This is a genomic window from Agrobacterium sp. CGMCC 11546 (assembly GCF_013365515.1).
GTDB lineage: Bacteria > Pseudomonadota > Alphaproteobacteria > Rhizobiales > Rhizobiaceae > Agrobacterium > Agrobacterium fabrum.
Genome location: NZ_CP047390.1, coordinates 81,295 through 99,235 on the forward strand (window position 1 = coordinate 81,295; position 17,941 = coordinate 99,235).

At 55.0% G+C, this 17,941-nt stretch carries 12 protein-coding genes, 1 pseudogene and 1 other annotated feature; of the genes and pseudogenes, 9 read left to right on the forward strand and 4 right to left on the reverse strand.

The window, feature by feature from the left end; genetic code table 11:
* The first annotated feature begins 24 nt into the window (after positions 1 to 24).
* The 6 genes from GSF67_RS25120 to GSF67_RS25145 all read left to right on the forward strand — a co-directional run bounded on the left by GSF67_RS25120 (position 25) and on the right by GSF67_RS25145 (position 7,432).
* Positions 25 to 1,611 (forward strand): GMC family oxidoreductase, encoded by a 1,587-nt coding sequence (locus GSF67_RS25120; RefSeq protein ID WP_006312364.1) that lies wholly within the window; start codon positions 25 to 27, stop codon positions 1,609 to 1,611.
* 139 nt (positions 1,612 to 1,750) lie between these two features.
* Positions 1,751 to 2,638, forward strand: a complete 888-nt coding sequence (locus GSF67_RS25125; protein WP_006312365.1) for a fumarylacetoacetate hydrolase family protein — start codon at positions 1,751 to 1,753, stop codon at positions 2,636 to 2,638.
* 171 nt (positions 2,639 to 2,809) lie between these two features.
* Complete coding sequence (locus tag GSF67_RS25130; RefSeq protein WP_050813478.1) at positions 2,810 to 3,790, forward strand: MurR/RpiR family transcriptional regulator; 981 nt, start codon at positions 2,810 to 2,812, stop codon at positions 3,788 to 3,790.
* A 276-nt stretch (positions 3,791 to 4,066) separates the two neighbouring features.
* The gene (locus GSF67_RS25135) at positions 4,067 to 4,813 is read left to right on the forward strand and encodes an electron transfer flavoprotein subunit beta/FixA family protein (RefSeq protein ID WP_010973172.1); all 747 of its coding nucleotides are present in this window, start codon (positions 4,067 to 4,069) and stop codon (positions 4,811 to 4,813) included.
* Between the two features lie 25 nt (positions 4,814 to 4,838).
* On the forward strand, positions 4,839 to 5,768 hold the full coding sequence (locus GSF67_RS25140) for an electron transfer flavoprotein subunit alpha/FixB family protein (protein WP_128822123.1): 930 nt from the start codon (positions 4,839 to 4,841) through the stop codon (positions 5,766 to 5,768).
* A complete protein-coding gene (locus tag GSF67_RS25145) occupies positions 5,768 to 7,432 on the forward strand; it encodes an electron transfer flavoprotein-ubiquinone oxidoreductase (RefSeq protein ID WP_006311553.1) in 1,665 nt (554 codons plus the stop codon). Before GSF67_RS25140 ends, GSF67_RS25145 begins: the two co-directional genes overlap by 1 nt.
* A gap of 448 nt (positions 7,433 to 7,880) precedes the next feature.
* On the opposite strand, the gene GSF67_RS25150 is transcribed toward GSF67_RS25145, so the two are convergent.
* The gene (locus GSF67_RS25150; protein ID WP_006311551.1) at positions 7,881 to 10,022 is read right to left on the reverse strand and encodes a methyl-accepting chemotaxis protein; all 2,142 of its coding nucleotides are present in this window, start codon (positions 10,020 to 10,022) and stop codon (positions 7,881 to 7,883) included.
* A 15-nt stretch (positions 10,023 to 10,037) separates the two neighbouring features.
* On the reverse strand, positions 10,038 to 10,967 hold the full coding sequence (locus GSF67_RS25155; protein WP_006311550.1) for a substrate-binding domain-containing protein: 930 nt from the start codon (positions 10,965 to 10,967) through the stop codon (positions 10,038 to 10,040).
* Between the two features lie 406 nt (positions 10,968 to 11,373).
* Here GSF67_RS25155 and GSF67_RS25160 point away from each other — a divergent pair, with 406 nt between their 5' ends.
* Complete coding sequence (locus GSF67_RS25160) at positions 11,374 to 12,663, forward strand: pilus assembly protein TadG-related protein (protein WP_035214833.1); 1,290 nt, start codon at positions 11,374 to 11,376, stop codon at positions 12,661 to 12,663.
* Between the two features lie 29 nt (positions 12,664 to 12,692).
* Here GSF67_RS25160 and GSF67_RS25165 read toward each other — a convergent pair.
* A pseudogene (locus tag GSF67_RS25165) lies at positions 12,693 to 13,908 on the reverse strand (IS3 family transposase).
* Positions 13,629 to 13,745, reverse strand: a sequence feature (AL1L pseudoknot). It overlaps the preceding pseudogene by 117 nt.
* 173 nt (positions 13,909 to 14,081) lie before the next feature.
* Positions 14,082 to 15,002 (reverse strand): LysR family transcriptional regulator, encoded by a 921-nt coding sequence (locus GSF67_RS25170; RefSeq protein WP_006311544.1) that lies wholly within the window; start codon positions 15,000 to 15,002, stop codon positions 14,082 to 14,084.
* 103 nt (positions 15,003 to 15,105) lie between these two features.
* Between GSF67_RS25170 and GSF67_RS25175 the strand changes: the two genes are divergently transcribed.
* Together GSF67_RS25175 and GSF67_RS25180 are read left to right on the forward strand one after the other, a co-directional pair.
* Positions 15,106 to 16,325 (forward strand): IS3 family transposase gene (locus GSF67_RS25175; protein ID WP_085944109.1). Its coding sequence is split into 2 segments (ribosomal slippage): positions 15,106 to 15,445 and positions 15,445 to 16,325, totalling 1,221 coding nucleotides; the frame shifts between segments, so codons are not numbered across the junction.
* 491 nt (positions 16,326 to 16,816) lie between these two features.
* On the forward strand, positions 16,817 to 17,926 hold the full coding sequence (locus tag GSF67_RS25180) for an extracellular solute-binding protein (RefSeq protein WP_006311565.1): 1,110 nt from the start codon (positions 16,817 to 16,819) through the stop codon (positions 17,924 to 17,926).
* Positions 17,927 to 17,941: the final 15 nt, after the last annotated feature.

The following is a 17,941-nucleotide window of genomic DNA, read 5'->3' on the forward strand; positions in this document are numbered from 1 at the left end:
ACAATCAAAAATTAGGATGATGTGATGCCCGATTTTATCGTGGTAGGCGGAGGATCGGCTGGATGCGCGATTGCGGGTCGGTTGAGCGAAGATCCTGACGTCTCGGTTACGCTATTTGAGGCCGGTCCGAGGGACAGCAGCATTTGGATCCGCTTTCCAGTCACGTTTTATAAGTCCTTCAAGAGTTCTCTCCTTCATTGGTACAAAGTCGAGAAACTCCGACATCAAAATGACACCGAGCCAAATGTCGGACAAGCGCGCGTTCTCGGCGGCGGTAGCTCTCTTAACGCGATGATCTATATGAGAGGCGCACCATCTGATTTTGATCGATGGGTTGATCATGGAGCCGAAGGTTGGGGTTACAAAGATGTTCTCCCCTATTTCCGCAAGGCAGAAAACAACGAGGTCTATTCGAACGATGTTCATGGTCAGGGTGGACCATTGAGCGTTTCAAACCAGCAATATACCTTGCCGCTAACCAAAGCCTGGGTGAAGGCCTGTCAGGAGGCGGGGATACCCTATAATCCGGATTTCAATTCTGGAAACCTTCAGGGAGCCGGGCTCTACCAACTGACGACGAAGAATGGCCGTCGATGCAGCTCGGCTGATGCTTATCTTCATCCAGCTAGAAAGCGTCGGAATCTCAAGGTTGTTACCGACAAGCAGGTCACGAAGATTATTATAGAGGGCGGTCGCGCTATCGGCGTTCAGTATGTCGAGAATGGCCGCGTCGAAACCATGCGAGCGGAGCGGGAGGTCGTCATATCCTCCGGGGCAGTCGGATCGCCGCGCCTGCTTCAGCTTTCGGGAATAGGGCCTGCTACCGAACTTCAGCGGGCCGGAGTCCAGGTGGTTCACGATCTGCCAGGCGTCGGGCAAAACCTGCAGGACCATACCGACTGCTTTCTGATCTATAACCTGAAGTCGAATACGAGCTACGACAAATACAAGAAGCTTCGGTGGCAGGCGGCTGCGGCAGTTCAATATGCGTTTTTCGGATCTGGTCCGATTACCTCCAACATCTGCGAAGGCGGAGCCTTCTGGTGGGGCGACAAATCGGATCCTACGCCCGACCTTCAATACCATTTCCTGGCCGGCGCCGGCATCGAGGAGGGGGTGGAGACGACGGCGAGCGGTAATGGATGTACGTTGAACGTCTACGCCTGCCGGCCGAAATCCAGGGGTCGGATTACTCTGCGTTCATCTGATCCGAGTGTTCCTCCAATCGTGGATCCTAATTACCTCAGCCATCCCTATGACGTCGATCGCCTCGTAGACGGGATTCGCCTCGGGCAGGAGATCATGGAGCAGCCATCGATGAAGGCGTTTGTCAGCGAGTCGCATTTGCCTGCCAAACCGTTGAGGACGCGTACAGAGTTCGAGGCTTTCGTCAGGAGATATACCCAGGGAGCCTATCATTTCAGCGGCGCTTGCAAAATTGGCAGGGACGAGATGGCTGTTGTCGACCCGCAGTTGCGCGTTCATGGAATCGACGGTCTGCGTGTTGCCGACACCTCGGTTATGCCGTTCGTCTCATCGAGCAACCTGAATGCCCCGGCGATTATGATTGGGGAGCGCGCTGCTGACTTTATGAAAGGGAACCGGCTCTAGGTTCGAGCTATCTGCAGCCTTGGTGGGGCGATCGGTTTTCAGCAGTGGAAGAGGTGCCAGGCTGCGGCAATCGTCCGTTGTTTGACTCATGCAATTCTCATTTTTGACTTGAAAGCACCGGCACGGTGCAGGAGGACCAATGAAACTCGTTACGTATGATTCTGGTGACTCTTGGAAGGCAGGTATCGTAATTGATACATCGATCTTCGATGTGGATACGCTACTTGAAGGCGGGCCGGGCGGGCGCGGGGAGCCAATCTCTTCTGTGCGTGAATTACTGCGGCGACATGGGGGAGAACTGCCACAACTCTCGGCGCGACTGACTGCGGCAGCCAGGGCGAATCCAAAAGCGAATGTCGGCCCGTTCGACAAGGTGCGGCTCGGCCCGCCGGTCACGGATCCTTCGAAAGTTCTCTGCATTGGTCTCAACTACAACGACCATGTCGCAGAGACCGGCCGGGCGCTTCCGTCGCATCCCGACATTTTTGCGAAGTTCGCAAGCTCTTTGATTGGCCCTTTCGACACGATATCATGTTCCAACATCACACCGAACCTCGATTTTGAAGGCGAGCTTGCGATCATAATTGGCAAGGAATGCCGCTCCGTCTCCGCAGAGGATGCATTGGATTTCGTAGCCGGCGTGACTGTCCTGAACGACATCACCGCGCGGGATCTCCAGTATCGTGGGACACAATGGCTGGCAGGCAAGGCTGTGGACGGTTCGACACCAGTCGGACCGGTACTTGTTACACTCGATGAGGCTGGGGACCTTCAGAACCTCGATATACAGACTCACGTCAACGGCGTGCAGGTTCAATCATCCAATACGAATCTCATGATTTTTCCGGTTCGCCAGTTGGTGAGCTATATTTCTTATTTCCTGTCTCTTTCCCCCGGTGACATCATTACGACAGGTACTCCCCAGGGTATTGGCGCCAAACGACAGCCGCCGGTGTGGTTGAAACCGGGTGACGTTGTTGAAGTGGAGCTGGAAAATGTAGGCGCCCTGCGTAACATTGTTCGTTGACACTCCCCAATTGTGGGCCATCGATGACTGTGAATATCGGCCCACACGCATTCGTTTTGCGGGATTTTCCACCTGATGCTTGGAGATGTTAGTCCTTCATTGCTTTATTCGGCCGATTGGGGAAAATGGTCCACTTTGAAGACCTTATATGGCCGACGTCCAGAGAGAGTTATGACCAAACCAGATGTGATCGAGCGAGTTAAGAAAATCTGCGTTGAGCTTTCAGGGCAGACGGTGGATGCGGCTCACTACCTCATCAACAATCCTGATGAAATTCCATTCTATACCATGCGTGAAGTTGCCAGGCGGGCGAACATCCAACCTGTCAGTCTCGTCCGGCTGGCACAAAAGCTGGGCCTTGCAGGATACGGTGAGTTACGTCAGCAATTCATTGATATTGCACAGGAGCGCCAGCAAAGAGATCGACAGTCTATAAACCGTAATGAGCTTAGCGCGCGAACGCTGATTGCGGAAATGGGTAAGAATTCCGGGCTACAGCCGTTTATCGATTCGTTCTTCGCAACGGAACTGGCTGTCGTTGAACAGGCAAGGGCACATCTGTCGGAAGAGAAGCTCGAAAGGGCGGTGCAACTTCTTGCCCAAGCACCGAAGGTTTATATTATTGGTCGCCGGACGGCCTTCACGCCCGCTTTCACCCTTGCCTACGCCTTACGCAAAGCGCGCCCTAATATCGTTCTGCTAGATGCTCCCGGGGGGGCACCGGAAGGTCCACTGGACGATATCCAGCCAGGCGATGTCGTCGTTGCTGTGACTTTTGCGCCCTTCAATCGCGTAGTTCACACTTTGACCGAAAAGGCGTCGCTTGCGGGAGCCCACATCATCTCGATCACCGACAGTTTTGCGGCGCCTATCAGCAAGTTTGCGGGGCCTTTGCATTTTGTAGCGCAGTCGTCTGGCCAGGCATTTCCCGAATCTGCGCTGGGAGCTATTGCCGTCACTAACCTACTGGCCGCATTGACCATCAGCCGGCTTGGCGATGTGGCGCAACAGCGAATTCGCGAAAATGAGCGTTTCCTGGTGGATTCGGGCGAATATCTTCTGTCCGCCGCTCCAAAGAAACGGCAAAATCTGCCCCAAAAAAAGAATGAACCCCTTCGGTTATCAAAAACCAGAGGGGATGCTGCCGAATAAACGAAGTCGAGCGGTTGTGACTGCATATCGACGTCAAAGCTCACGAAACCGGTGGAACTCCGCACGATAAGCGGCGAGACGCCCTGTCACGTGGAGCGACTTCGATTTCATTGCGCATTGCAATGGCGATGCGTGGCATAGCAGGCTGATTTTCAGCAAAATGAGCGTTGAACCGACGATCGGGCAAACAGCATCGATTCAGCATAAAGCCGCCCCTGATACTCGCGCGACAATGATTTCAACGCCCAACGAAAAAGATCGATAGGAAAGCCGCCGATGAAAATCCTTGTCCCCGTTAAACGAGTCGTCGACTACAACGTGAAAATCCGCGTGAAGTCGGATGGTTCTGGCGTTGAGCTTGCCAATGTGAAGATGTCGATGAACCCGTTCGACGAAATCTCGGTGGAAGAGGCCCTTCGCCTGAAGGAAGCCGGCAAAGCCGAAGAGGTCGTGGTCGTCTCCATCGGCCCGGCCAAGGCGGAAGAAACGCTGCGCACCGCGCTTGCCATGGGCGCCGACCGCGCCATCCTGATCGAGACCGACGAAACCGTCGAGCCGCTCGCCGTCGCCAAGCTCCTGAAGGGCGTGGCCGAGGCTGAGCAGCCCGGTCTTGTCATCGTCGGCAAGCAGGCGATCGATGACGATTCGAACCAGACCGGCCAGATGCTGGCAGCCCTGCTCGGCTGGGGCCAGGGCACGTTTGCCTCCAAGGTCGTGCCGGCTGACGGCAAGGTCGCGGTTACCCGTGAAGTCGATGGCGGTCTGCAGACTGTCGAGCTGAAACTGCCAGCCGTCGTCACCACCGATCTTCGTCTGAACGAGCCGCGTTACGCCTCGCTGCCGAACATCATGAAGGCAAAGAAGAAGCCGCTCGACAAAAAGGCTCCGGCCGATTTCGGCGTCGATGTCTCGCCGCGCCTGAAGGTGCTGAAGACCGAGGAGCCCGCGGGCCGCAAGGCCGGCATCAAGGTCGGCTCGGTTGCCGAACTGGTCGAAAAGCTCAAAGCCGACGGCGTCCTCTAAGGTTTCGGAAAAGGGAGATATTCTTATGGCCATTCTTCTTCTGGCAGAACACGACAACGCAACCCTTTCCGACCTGACGGCAAAGACGCTGACGGCGGCAACGCAGATCGGCGGCGATGTGCACGTGCTGGTCGCCGGTTCTGGCGCCAAGGGCGCTGCTGACGCGGCGGCAAAACTCTCCGGCGTCTCCAAGGTGCTGCTCGCCGACGACGCCTCCTATGCCAACGCGCTTGCCGAGCCGCTGGCGGCGCTGGTTGTTTCGCTCAGCCCCTCCTATGACGTCATCATCGCGCCGGCGACGGCATCTGCCAAGAACGTGTTGCCGCGCATGGCAGCGCTTCTCGACGTGGCGCAGGTCTCGGAAATCATCGAGGTCGTATCGCCTGACACCTTCAAGCGGCCGATCTATGCCGGCAATGCCATCCAGACGGTGCAGGCAAGCGACGCCAAGAAGGTGATCACCGTGCGTCCGACCGCCTTTGCAGCCGCCGCCGAAGGTGGTTCGGCATCGGTCGAGACAATCGCTGCCGCTGAAAATCCCGGTGTCTCCAGCTTCGTTTCCGATGCTCTGGCTTCTTCCGACCGTCCGGAACTGACCTCTGCGAAGATCATCATCTCCGGTGGCCGCGCGCTTGGCTCGTCGGAAAAGTTCAAGGAAGTCATCCTTCCCGTCGCGGACAAGCTCGGTGCCGCCGTTGGTGCCAGCCGCGCGGCCGTCGATGCCGGTTACGCGCCAAACGACTGGCAGGTGGGCCAGACCGGCAAGGTGGTCGCCCCGCAGCTTTACATCGCTGCCGGCATTTCGGGCGCCATCCAGCATCTGGCGGGCATGAAGGATTCGAAGGTCATCGTCGCCATCAACAAGGATGAAGAAGCGCCGATTTTCCAGGTGGCCGATTACGGCCTCGTCGCCGATCTGTTCGTGGCCCTGCCGGAGCTCGAAAAGGCACTTTGATGACGGAAGCGATGGAACTGCCCGAACGCGAAGCGATGGAATTCGACGTTGTGATCGTTGGTGCGGGTCCTGCGGGTCTCAGCGCGGCCATCCGGCTGAAGCAGGTGGAGCCCGAGCTTTCGGTCGTCGTTCTGGAAAAGGGCGCGGAAGTTGGCGCGCATATTCTTTCAGGCGCAGTGGTCGATCCCATCGGCATCGACCGGCTGCTGCCGGGCTGGCGCGAAGAGGAGGGGCATCCCTTCAAGACCGAGGTCAAGGACGACCAGTTCATGTTCTTAGGGCCGGCCGGCTCCATCCGCCTGCCGAATTTCATGATGCCGCCGCTGATGAACAATCACGGCAATTACATCGTCTCGCTCGGGCTGGTCTGTCGCTGGCTGGCGGAAAAGGCGGAAGCGCTCGGCGTCGAAATCTATCCGGGCTTTGCCGCCACCGAAGTGCTTTATAATGACGAAGGCGCCGTCATGGGCGTCGCCACCGGTGATATGGGCATCGAGAAAAACGGCGAGCCGGGCCCGAACTTCACCCGCGGCATGGAGCTGCACGGCAAATATGTGCTTGTTGGAGAAGGCGTGCGTGGATCGCTTGCCAAGCAGCTGATCGCAAAATTCGACCTGTCCAGGGATCGCGAGCCGCAGAAATTCGGCATCGGCATCAAGGAACTCTGGCAGGTCAAGCCGGAACACCACAGACAGGGCCTCGTGCAGCACTCCTTCGGCTGGCCGCTCGGTTTCAAGACCGGCGGCGGCTCGTTCCTGTATCATCTTGAGGATAACCTCGTCGCCGTCGGCTTCGTCGTTCACCTCAACTATAAGAACCCCTATCTCTATCCCTTCGAGGAATTCCAGCGCTTCAAGACGCATCCGTCGATTCGCGACACCTTCGAGGGCGGCAAGCGCATCTCCTATGGCGCACGCGCCATCACCGAAGGCGGTTACCAGTCGGTGCCGAAGCTCACCTTCCCCGGCGGCGCGCTGATCGGCTGTTCCGCCGGCCTCGTCAACGTGCCGCGCATCAAGGGCAGCCATAATGCGGTGCTTTCGGGCATGCTGGCGGCGGAAAAGATCGCCGCGGCCCTTTCCGCCGGCCGCGCCCATGACGAGGTGGTCGAGATCGAGGCAGAATGGCGTGAAGGCGATATCGGCAAGGACCTGAAACGGGTGCGTAACGTCAAGCCGCTCTGGTCGAAATTCGGCACGCTGGTCGGCGTCGGCCTTGGCGGTCTCGACATGTGGACCAACCAGCTGTTCGGTTTCTCGGTCTTCGGCACGCTGAAGCACGGCAAGACGGATGCGCAGAGCCTCGAACCGGCATCGAAGCACAAGCCGATCGCCTATCCGAAGCCGGATGGCGTTCTGACCTTCGACCGCCTGTCTTCGGTGTTCCTCTCCTCCACCAATCATGAGGAGGACCAGCCGGTGCATCTTCAGGTGAAGGATATGGAATTGCAGAAGCGCTCCGAACACGACGTCTTTGCCGGTCCCTCGACGCGGTATTGTCCGGCCGGCGTTTATGAGTGGGTGGAGAAGGATGGCGAGGAGGTCTACGTCATCAACGCCCAGAACTGCGTGCATTGCAAGACCTGCGACATCAAGGACCCCAACCAGAACATCAACTGGGTGCCGCCACAGGGTGGCGAGGGGCCGGTTTACGCTAATATGTAGGGGAAGTCTTTGCCGCAATCCTGAAAGCAAAGAAGAGGCATTAATGGCATAAGCGGCCCGTCACGAAGACCGAGATCGAATTTGCTCAATATGTTGCTAGTCAGCCGGATGCGGCCAGCCTTGCGAATTCGATTTCCACAATGTTCGACGTAACTGTAGAGCAGTTGATTTCGATAGCAATATGGGTTGAGTAAGACGGCGCGCTTTCGCGATCCTGATAGAGTTGCGTCAACTCCAGCTGGCAGACCTTTATACGGGTCTCCGATGAAAGCGCAGCTGTTGCCGGCTGTCATTTCGACAGATCTTGGCGTGTCGGCTGGAAATGGTCAGTTTGCATGCCTGATGCTCTTGTTCGATATTCAATCTCCAGACTCGTATTGTGGCCGAAGAGGCTATGAATCCTCCGATTAATGCCGCGCGCCCGTGAGGTCGCGCGGCAGGTAGCTGCTTAAGATGCAATCGCGTAGGGCAGAAGTTCGGTTCCGTATTGATTGCCGGTTTTGAAATTTCCAATCAGCATGGCCAATCTCTCCGTCTCATGTGTAAGGCTCTGGGCGGCGGCAGTGGTTTGCTCTACCATCGCTGCATTTTGCTGAGTGACCTTATCCATCTGATCTCCGGCGGCGGAAACTTCTCGCAGACTGAGGGCCTGATCACGGGCTGAGACCGCAATATCCTTCACGGTCATGCTCATCGCGCCCACCTGCTTGACAATCTCGTTGAGAGAAACCCCGGAATCCCCGACCAGCTGAACTCCAACATCGACTTGTGTGGATGATGTGAAAATGAGCTGCTTGATTTCTTTGGCAGCATTTGCCGAGCGTTGAGCAAGCTCACGCACCTCCTGGGCGACGACCGCGAAGCCCTTTCCGGCTTCTCCGGCCCGGGCGGCTTCGACCCCGGCATTGAGTGCAAGCAAGTTAGTCTGGAATGCAATCTCGTCAATTACGCCGATAATGCTTTCAATTCGTGCCGAAGAGTTCTGAATTTCGTTCATCGCCGAGATTGCCTGGCCGACAATTTTTCCACCTCTCTCGGCATTTGCTTGGGCGGTGGAAACGGCATCATTGGCATGAGCGGCACCTTCTGCCATTCCGTTGACGCCACGCGTCACTTCCGATAGGGCTGCCACCGTTTCCTCGAGCGAGGCGGCTTGCTGCTCTGTACGGCGCGCAAGATCATTGGTCGCCGTCGAAATCTCGCCAAGTCCAGAACGGATCGTGCCAACGGCCTGGATGACGGCGCCGAATGCCCCTTCGAGGCTTGTTACAGATTCATTGAACCGATCGCGGATGACAGTATAGCGTGGATCCACTTCTCTAATCCGCGCAGTCAAGTCTCCCGAGGCCAGGGAATCCAGGCCTCTGGAAATTTCGATGAATGCCTGTTCCATTGCTGTCGCATCAGCAATACGCTCGTGCTCTTGGCTGCGTCTTTGCTTTTCCGAGGCGAGCCGGGCGTCTTCTGCTCTGGTATCGGCGAGTATCTTGGCGTGCTTTGTCTCCTGAAACACCACCAGCGAGCGGGCCATGGCACCAAGTTCATGGCGGTTAGCAGCGCCCGAGAAATCCTCGAGGTTTTCGCCTCGTGCCAATCTTTCCATTGATATAGCCATTTTCCGCACCGCGCCTGAAATTAATCGCCCAAGATAGTAGGAAAGAGCGAGGCCGATGATGACTAATGCGACGCTGACAATCAAAGTGGTGGTTGTCGCAGAAGACATTGTTTGCTCGACTGAGGCGTCCAACGAGGTCTGCGTACTTGCGACGGCTGTTTGAAGTGACTGAAAACCATTCGCGATCTTGGGAGCCAGTTCATTCAATTCCGTCTTGCGGATGTTGATGGTCTCACTCCAGACATCCCGCATCTCACGAAGGCGTGATGTGTAGTTTTGCATGAGCTGGGCGGCACCGGCAAGGCGGGTGCGTTGTAACTCATTCTGGGCGTTTTTCGTCGCAGTCGTATTTAGTCCCAAGGCTTCGTTAAGAGCGGCTTGGGCCCTTTCGTAGGCTTGGAGATCACCTGTCGCAACAAAACGCTCTGAGGCATAGAGGCTACGATTAAGTGCTTCCAGTGTCTGCGTCGTGGCGTAGACCAATTGTAAGTCGTTCTGCCTCCACCCGCTCCGTAATACGTCATTCAATGCCACACTGGTCCAAGGGCCAAACTCTGTAACTTTCGATGCAAGCAAATCGTGGCGAGCTTGCAACGACACAATTTTGTCGAATGCCTGATCGTAAGCGGATATTTGTGTTCGGATGGTAACAAGGGCTGCCAGAAGGGCAGAATTCTGCGCAATTCGCGGATCATTATTCTCGAATGAGCTGACACCGGATTTGAAGCGCTCAACCAACTCCTTCGAGGGCGCGGACCGAAATGCCTCTACAGACATCTTAATATCATTTAGGCGATCGCTGTAGTTCGAAATTGCAAGGCTTTCGCCGACCGTGGCGCGGTAAGAGGAAAAAATTGCGGTGAGCTTATCCATGCCCGATACGACATTGAGCGATAGCAAACTCATGAAAAAGATCAGAGGAAGAAATCCAATCGTTATTTGAGCTCGTATGCTCAGTTTGTTCCAGTAATTCATCACAGCCTCACGAAATCAGTGGCTTTCCAACAAATATTGTTCGACATTTTGCCGAGTGACCAACTCGAATGGGATGTAAATTTCCCGCGGTATTGACTGGCCCTGAGCAAGTTTTAGCGCCGCTTCAACCGCGCCGGCTCCTTGGGCGGCTGCATTTTGAAACACGGTAACCTTAAGATCGCCGTCGCGAATTGCTTTAACTGCTGGCGGGATAGCATCAATCCCAGCGACGATGACTTCCTTTGGCCCAATATTGTTGCGCCGGAGCGCGCTGATGGCACCAAGCGCCATGTCGTCATTGTTGGCCAGGATTGCGTCGAACTCAACGTCGGCGGCAAGCCATTCCTGTACCTGCGCGTCGGCATGTTCCGGCGACCAGTACGCGGATTGGCGTTCAACAACCTTAAGACCGGAGCATTCGCTCGTCGCGATGACATCGTCTATGTCTTGCGTGCGTGCCCGGGCAGCGGCATGAAAGGGTTCGCCGACAAGTACAGCAATGCGACCTTTGCCGCTCAGGAGTTTGCAGACTTCCTTGGCCTGAAGAGTTCCGGACTCCTTTTCGTCCGATGCAACAACCACTTGGTTCGCGGGCAAATCTGCAACATTTGCTGGCACGTTGTTCACGAAGACAAGGGGAACACCGGCGTTTGACGCGATTGGAGTCAATTGAGCGCCCAGATCACCATCCGCAAGAAGAATTATTACCGCATCGACCTTTTGCGCGATCAGATCAGCGACCTGTCTCTTTTGGAGTTCACCATCACCTTTTGAATCCGCGCTAATAACTTTGGTTCCCGACATCTTACGGGCATGATCTACGAGTCCGTTTAGTAGCGTCGTGTTGAATTCGTCGAGGCCAGCTACCGAAATTCCAATTGTCGCTGCATTGACCGATGATGTTAACGTTAACATAAACGATAACGAAATAACGAACGTCCTCATTGTTCCCCTCCTCAATCCCAAACTGATCGGAGAATGATGAACAACTTAAGTAAAAATTGATTTAATCTCCCTTACGAACCGGCCCCTCATTCATCACTTCGATGAGGGAGGTAAGCTCCTCGGCCGAGACCAATAATTGCGCAGACCGGAGACAAGACGGTGGAAATAGCAACCTAAAAACGCGTTTTGCGCACGCATTGACGTTGTTGACCTTATAGATGCTGTTAGATTCAGGTCTCTTAAAATAAAAATATATATTTTTTGGTTGGTTGGTTGCGCCGCCTGTTTTCGATTTCAACGTTAGTTATTCAGGAAATTAGATTTATCGAAAATTAGTTATCCTTTGAAACTGCCCTTCAACAATATTTGGCTAAGTCTCGCCTCCACAAGGGTTTCGGGGGCGAAGTTGAAAAATATCTGGCAGGATAAATCAGGGAATTTCGGTATTCTCAGCGCCTTGCTGATGGTGCCGCTGATCGGGGTTGCCGGTGTGGCCCTTGATGTGACGCACGGCATGACCGTCAAATCGGACCTGCAGATGGCGGCGGATGCCGCAGCGCTTGCGGTGGTTGCCGATACGTCGGCGAGCGTTCATAAAGCGAAGGAAATGTCGGGTGATGGTGTCGTTACGCTTGGCGGTGATGAAGCCTCGGCCTTCTTCGATGCCAACAAGCGGGCCAATTCGGACTACAAGCTCCTGTCTCTCGATGTGTCGGTGATCAAGCGCGGAAACGCCATCGAATCCTCCGTCGACTTCAAGGCATCCGTCGGGACCACGCTTTCGCAGATACTTGGAAAAGATCTCATCACCGTTTCGGGCAGGGCGACAGCCAAATACGAGACGGAAACCTTCAGCGACTTCTACGTCCTTCTTGATAATACCCCTTCGATGGGTGTCGGCGCCACGCCGACCGATGTTGCCACCATGGTTGCAAATACGAGCGACAAATGCGCTTTCGCCTGTCATATCGTGAAGGACGGTGTGGTGGATACGAACAGCTATTATTACAAGGCTAAAAGCCTTGGCGTGACCACGCGCATCAATGTGGTCGCAAAGGCGACAGCGAGCCTTATGGATACGGCAAAGTCCATGCGCAAAAGCAGCAATCAATATCGCATGGCAGTCTATTCCTTCGGAGAGAAAGCCGAAGATACAAAGCTGCTTGAAGTCGTGCCGCTGACATCGGATCTGGCGACAGCGAAGAAGAAAGCCGCTGAAGTCGACCTGATGTCGATCCCCAAGCAAGGGTTCAACAACGACCAGCAGACGGATTTCGACCGGGCGCTGACCCAGATTGGTGACAAGATCGGCTCTTCGGGCACGGGCGCGAGTTCGGCGAGCCCGGAAAAGATCGTCTTCTTCGTGACCGATGGCGTCGGCGATAGCTACAAGCCGTCCACCTGCACCAAAAAAACGACGGGCGGCCGCTGTCAGGAACCGATCGACCTCAAATATTGCACGAAGCTGAAGGAAAAGGGTTTTCGCATCGCCGTGCTCTACACCACCTACCTGCCGCTACCGACCAACGACTGGTATAATAGCTGGATCAAGCCGTTTCAGCCGGAAATCGGTGCACGCATGCAGTCCTGCGCTTCGCCGGGGCTGTTCTTCGAAGTCAGCCCGTCGCAGGGCATCAGTGATGCGATGACCGCGCTTTTCAAGAAGGCTATCACATCACCTCGCCTGACGGGGTGATGAAGGACAAAGCCTTTAGCCTTCAGCCTTCAGCCGATGGCGTGAAGCTTTTCGAACAGCTGATGATGGTTGCTATCGGCACGGTAGAACACTGCCGGCTCGCTGAACTGCACCGGGTTTGCCGGAGCCATTTGGTTTAAGTTATGGGCCATAGCGGGTTCGTCCAGCACGGCGTAGTAGCGTTCTTCAGCCTCGGCTGGCGGTATGTTTCCGATGGACTCCGTAAGTCGTCGGTGGTTGAACCAGTCGACCCATTCCAAAGTGGAGAATTCCACCGTTTCGAAATTCCTCCATGGCCCGCGCCGATGGATGACCTCGGCCTTGTAGAGACTGTTGATCGTTTCGGCGAGGGCATTGTCGTAACTGTCGCCAACGCTTCCGACAGACGGCTCGATGCCAGCTTCTGCCAATCGCTCGGAATACCGAATGGACACGTATTGGACGCCGCGATCCGAGTGATGCACGAGACCGCCTCCATGAGCGCGACGCCGATCATGGAGTGCGCTGCTCTAGCGCATCTAGGACAAAGCTTGCGTGTGCTGTCCGGCTGGCCCGCCAACCGACGATGCGACGACGTCGATCACGAAAGCCGCATAGACGAAGCCCTGCCAGGTGGCGACATAGGTTAAGTCTGAAACCTGCAGCCTGTTTGGTGCTGGGGCTTTGAACTGGCGGTTTACCCGGTCAAGCGGGCTTGGAGCTGTCTTGTCCGAGTACGTCGTGCGGATTGGCTTTCCTCGAATGACCCCCTTGCAGGCTTATCGATCTCATAAGCCGGGCGACAGTGCAACGGGCGGTGTCGAAGCCCTCCCGCTGCAATTGCCGCCAGACCTTACGCACGCCATAGACCTGGAAGTTCTCATTGAACACCCGTCGTATCTCGATCTTCAGACTGATATCGCTGCGGGCGCGAACCGACAGGCGGTCCACACCAAGCGCTTGGCGACGTTCTCGTAGTAGGTTGATGGAGCAATCGGCAGTAGTCTGCAGATCGGCTCGACCCCGAACACGCCACGGTGTTCATCGATGTACGAGATCATCGTTTGAAGGGGCGGTCGAGCTCCGCCTGGGCGAAATAAGCAGACGCCTTGCGCAATATCTCGTTGGCTTGGCGAAGCTCACGGTTCTCACGCTCCAGAGCCTTCATCTTCTCGGCCACGTCACTCGGCAGGCCTGCTCGTTCGCCGCTATAGAAAAAACGGCTGCCTACCGTGACGGATGTTCTGTTTCGTGATCCAGGACCATGCGGATCGCACACTCACGGACTTCAGGTGAAAGCTTGTTCGTTGTCTTGCTCACATCGGCTCCACTCTCTCAGAAGTTGGAGCCTCCGGCAAAACCGGTGCGGTTCAGTCGTCAGTTAAACTCCGCGAGATATTCCAAGGCAGATATCAGGCGGCTGGCACTTAACTCATGGATTAACTGCAGTTTTTCGCGTCGAAGATTTTCTTCGTGAAATCTTTGGCCACGTCATGCGCGAGGGTAGCGACCGCCTCTCGCAAGGGAGCACCGTTGCTCTTCAAATAACTAGCTGTGAAGTACATTTCAGGTAACGTCGCTTCACGAACTGTAAGTTCACGCAAATTTCCGTCTCTGATGTGTTTGGCAACGACTTGAGGTGGAATAGCTGCCACGCCAATTCCATCAAGTGCCATTTGAATTATTGAAGAGAGTGACGCGTTCGAAAATATTCGCATATGACGTAACCCAGCGGCTTCAAATAACGCCGTTATATGCCAGAACGGGTGTGTTTGACGTGCAAAAGTAATTATAGGAAATGCAGAAAGATCCTCAATTGCTAACGGCCTGAGCGTTAAAGGAAAATCTTTATGGACGATCCAGCTCAGTTGATAGGTGCAGAGTGATATATTCGAAAAACCCGTAGCCGCCACTGGCCCCATCAATAGTGCCACGTCCAGGCCGCCACCGATGAGAGCATTTGTGAGATTGATCGAACTATCGACACTAATTTCGAGGGTGATACCCGGATAAACACAACTCAATTGTCTAAGGAGTTCAGGTAAAATAGTATGGACGAGTGTTTCGGATACACCTAATTGTACCGTCCCTTCCAATACGTCAAATCCTGAGACTGCGGTGATCATTTCAATACGCAGCGCCAGAATCCGCTCTGCATATTGCAGGACTTCCCTTCCTTTCACGGTGAGCCTGCTGCCGCGGTTGTCCCGTTCAAATAGGCGGACTTTCAACTCATTTTCGAGTTGTGCGATGCGGGCGGAAACAGCAGGTTGAGTCGTATGAAGCTTCTCCGCCGCTTTATGAAAACCGCCAGTGCCGGCAACAACTACAAAAGTTTCCAAAGTTCGAAGATCTATCATACCGTCTCCTAAGTCTGCTTCTTGCAGTCTTGCGTTGTAGTGGCCCCCTAAATCTCCGGACACGATCTCCCACTTGTTAAGTGTTAGGAGTAATGTGCCCATTATGACCAGTCACATACCTAAGATAGAAGTGCTGTCCGGCCCTGAGCGCCGCCGTCGCTGGTCGACAGCGGAGAAGCTCGCGATAGTCCAGGAGACCTACGAGCCTGACGTCACGGTTAGCATCGTTGCTCGACGGCATGGCATTCAGCCGAACCAGTTGTTCGCCTGGCGTAAATTGGCGGCGCAAGGTGCGCTGACGGCGACGGCATCGCAGGAAGAGGTCGTCCCGGCATCCGAATACAGAGCGCTTCAGAACCAGGTAAAAGAACTGCAGCGCCTCCTCGGCAAAAAGACGATGGAAGGCGAAATCCTCAAGGAAGCGCTTGAGATAGCATCAGGGTCAAAAAAACACCTGTTGCGCTCGCTCTCGTTGCCGAAGGACGGTTCGCGATGACGGCGGTGTGCGAGACCCTGGGTGTCGCCCGATCCAACATAGCGGAACGTGTGAGGCAACGTCCTTCTCGAGCCAGAGGGCGGCCGCCGCTCGCTGATCAGAAACTGTTGGAAGAGATCAAGTCGATCATCGATGACATGCCGACCTACGGATACCGCCGGGTTCACGCGATCCTGCGCCGTAAAGCCCGCAGCGAAAACCGTCCATGGCCAAATGCCAAACGCGTCTACCGGGTGATGAAGGTCCACGGCATGCTTCTTCAGCGCCACACCGGTGCAAGTGACACTCGTCGCCACGATGGCCGTGTCGCCGTCGAGCAATCCAATCTGCGCTGGTGTTCAGACGGGTTTGAAATCGGCTGCGAAAACAAGGAGAAGGTGCGCGTTGCTTTCGCTCTCGATTGCTGTGATCGCGAGGCCATCGCCCATGTCGCGACAACCGGGGGCATCAAGAGCGAGGACGTCCAGGACCTTGTCATCACGGCTGTTGAGAACCGTTTCGGTCTCATCAACACCCTTCCAAAGCCAATCGAATGGCTGACGGACAACGGCTCCTGCTTCATCGCAAAGGACACCAGATCGCTGCTCATCGATATCGGCATGGAGCCGTGTTCAACGCCCGTTCGAAGCCCCCAATCCAACGGAATGGCCGAAGCCTTCGTCAAAACCTTCAAGCGCGATTACGTCTCGGTGAACCCCTTGCCGGACGCCATGACCGTCATCGCGCAACTGCCCTCATGGTTCGAACACTACAACACCCTTCACCCGCATAAGGCATTGGGTTATTGCTCGCCTCGTGAGTTCTTAAACCGTCAAACCGAAACCTGATCCTGTCCGGTTTTTAAGGGGCAACTCCACTTGCAGTCTTGCGTCGAGTCGAAAAGCGTCGGTTTCGTCGCGCGGGATGGTATGACCCAACTATATTCTCGCACAAGGCTTCCGTCCCGTCCTTTTATCAGTCGTCGATTCCATCCCGACATTTCAAATGCACGGTGAATACTGATAAAATTTTCTTATCACTAGTGATCGTCAAAGATGATTTGACGTGTGTGTTTCCCTCATGGAGGATATTAGGCGTAACGCTTTGGAGGAGGCGGATCGTACCGCGTGTGAATTTTAGCCTAAGCGCGCATTTTAGCCAAATCCAATTCTGAACGGTTCTATCAAGATAACGGTAGCTGGCGGCATAAACATCGCTCCCGCCAGCTTCTTGTAGCACCAATTAATCGAACTGCCGTTAGTTAGATGAACACAAAAAAGGGGAGCGGGATGGGTTACTCATCACCGCAGTGTCAATCTATCGTCAGAGAGGTACCGAAATGACCAAATTGGACTCACTTTCCGCGACACGCCGTACATTCCTTAAATATAGTGGAGCCGCGTTGTCGGCATCGCTAGCAACGCCGACGCTCATACGCAGTGCTCGGGCAGATCAAGATGAGATCACTCTGCTCACTTGGGAGACATATGCCGAGCCTGACTGGATTGCAGAATGGACGGCCGCCAACGGAGCGAAAATCAAGCCTGTCTTTGTTTCGTCACTTGATGAAGTATTTGCCCAACTTCAATCTGGCGCCGTCAAACCAGACGTAGTTTACTCGGAAGCATCGACTGCGGGTCGTTTGAAAACGATCGGGCAGATTGTTCCATTCGATATCTCGAAGGTTCCGAACACGTCCAATATTCTACCCGGCCTCAGCTGGCGCGATCCACTTTCCGTGGGGGGCGAACTTATGGGAATTCCCTGGCATTGGGGCACGCAGCCGCTTCAATATAACGCCGACGTAATCAAGGAAACGCCGATTTCCTGGGCAGCTCTTTGGGACAAGCAATACCAAGGAAAAGTGACAGTCTTTGACGATGCCACAGTAACTATCCCGATGATTGCGCTTTACGTCGGAGCGAAGGATCCGTTCCATTTGACTGACGAGGAGTTTTCCAAAGTCATCGCGGCCCTTCGCGAGTTGCGGTCGCAGGTGCGCGTCGTCACCCGGGGATTTGACGATGCGGCCAACCTCTACGCCACTGGTGAAGCGCTCCTCGGCTACTGCCACAACGTTACCGTCGTTAACATGCTGAAAAAGAAGGGTAACAATGCGAAGTACACCCTTCCGAAAGAGGGAACCCCTTCTTGGATCGAAGGCATTTTCGTAACGCCGGGGGGGCAGCGGGATATTGTTTACAAGTTCATTAACGACACGATGTCAGTTGAGTGGCAAGCCCGATTCATGAAGCTCTCCGGGAGCAATGGTGTTCTCACTGCAGAGGAGGCCCGTAAGGGCGGCCTAACGGAAGAGCAATTGCGCGACACCAACATCCCGGACGCAGATGATCCCGACTTCAAGAACAATCTCGTATTCTTCAAGGAGCCCGAAGACGTCGAGCGCCGTGTCCAGATCTGGAACGATTTCCTTGCAGGAACTCTCTAACGGTCGGTGATATTC

Coding starts and splice junctions, on each gene's coding strand:
- GSF67_RS25120 (WP_006312364.1), top strand. CDS start 25: ATGCCCGATTTTATCGTGGTAGGCGGAGGATCGGCTGGATGCGCGATT.
- GSF67_RS25170 (WP_006311544.1), bottom strand. CDS start 15,002: ATGATAGATCTTCGAACTTTGGAAACTTTTGTAGTTGTTGCCGGCACT.
- GSF67_RS25180 (WP_006311565.1), top strand. CDS start 16,817: ATGACCAAATTGGACTCACTTTCCGCGACACGCCGTACATTCCTTAAA.
- GSF67_RS25150 (WP_006311551.1), bottom strand. CDS start 10,022: ATGAATTACTGGAACAAACTGAGCATACGAGCTCAAATAACGATTGGA.
- GSF67_RS25135 (WP_010973172.1), top strand. CDS start 4,067: ATGAAAATCCTTGTCCCCGTTAAACGAGTCGTCGACTACAACGTGAAA.
- GSF67_RS25125 (WP_006312365.1), top strand. CDS start 1,751: ATGAAACTCGTTACGTATGATTCTGGTGACTCTTGGAAGGCAGGTATC.
- GSF67_RS25140 (WP_128822123.1), top strand. CDS start 4,839: ATGGCCATTCTTCTTCTGGCAGAACACGACAACGCAACCCTTTCCGAC.
- GSF67_RS25145 (WP_006311553.1), top strand. CDS start 5,768: ATGACGGAAGCGATGGAACTGCCCGAACGCGAAGCGATGGAATTCGAC.
- GSF67_RS25155 (WP_006311550.1), bottom strand. CDS start 10,967: ATGAGGACGTTCGTTATTTCGTTATCGTTTATGTTAACGTTAACATCA.
- GSF67_RS25130 (WP_050813478.1), top strand. CDS start 2,810: ATGACCAAACCAGATGTGATCGAGCGAGTTAAGAAAATCTGCGTTGAG.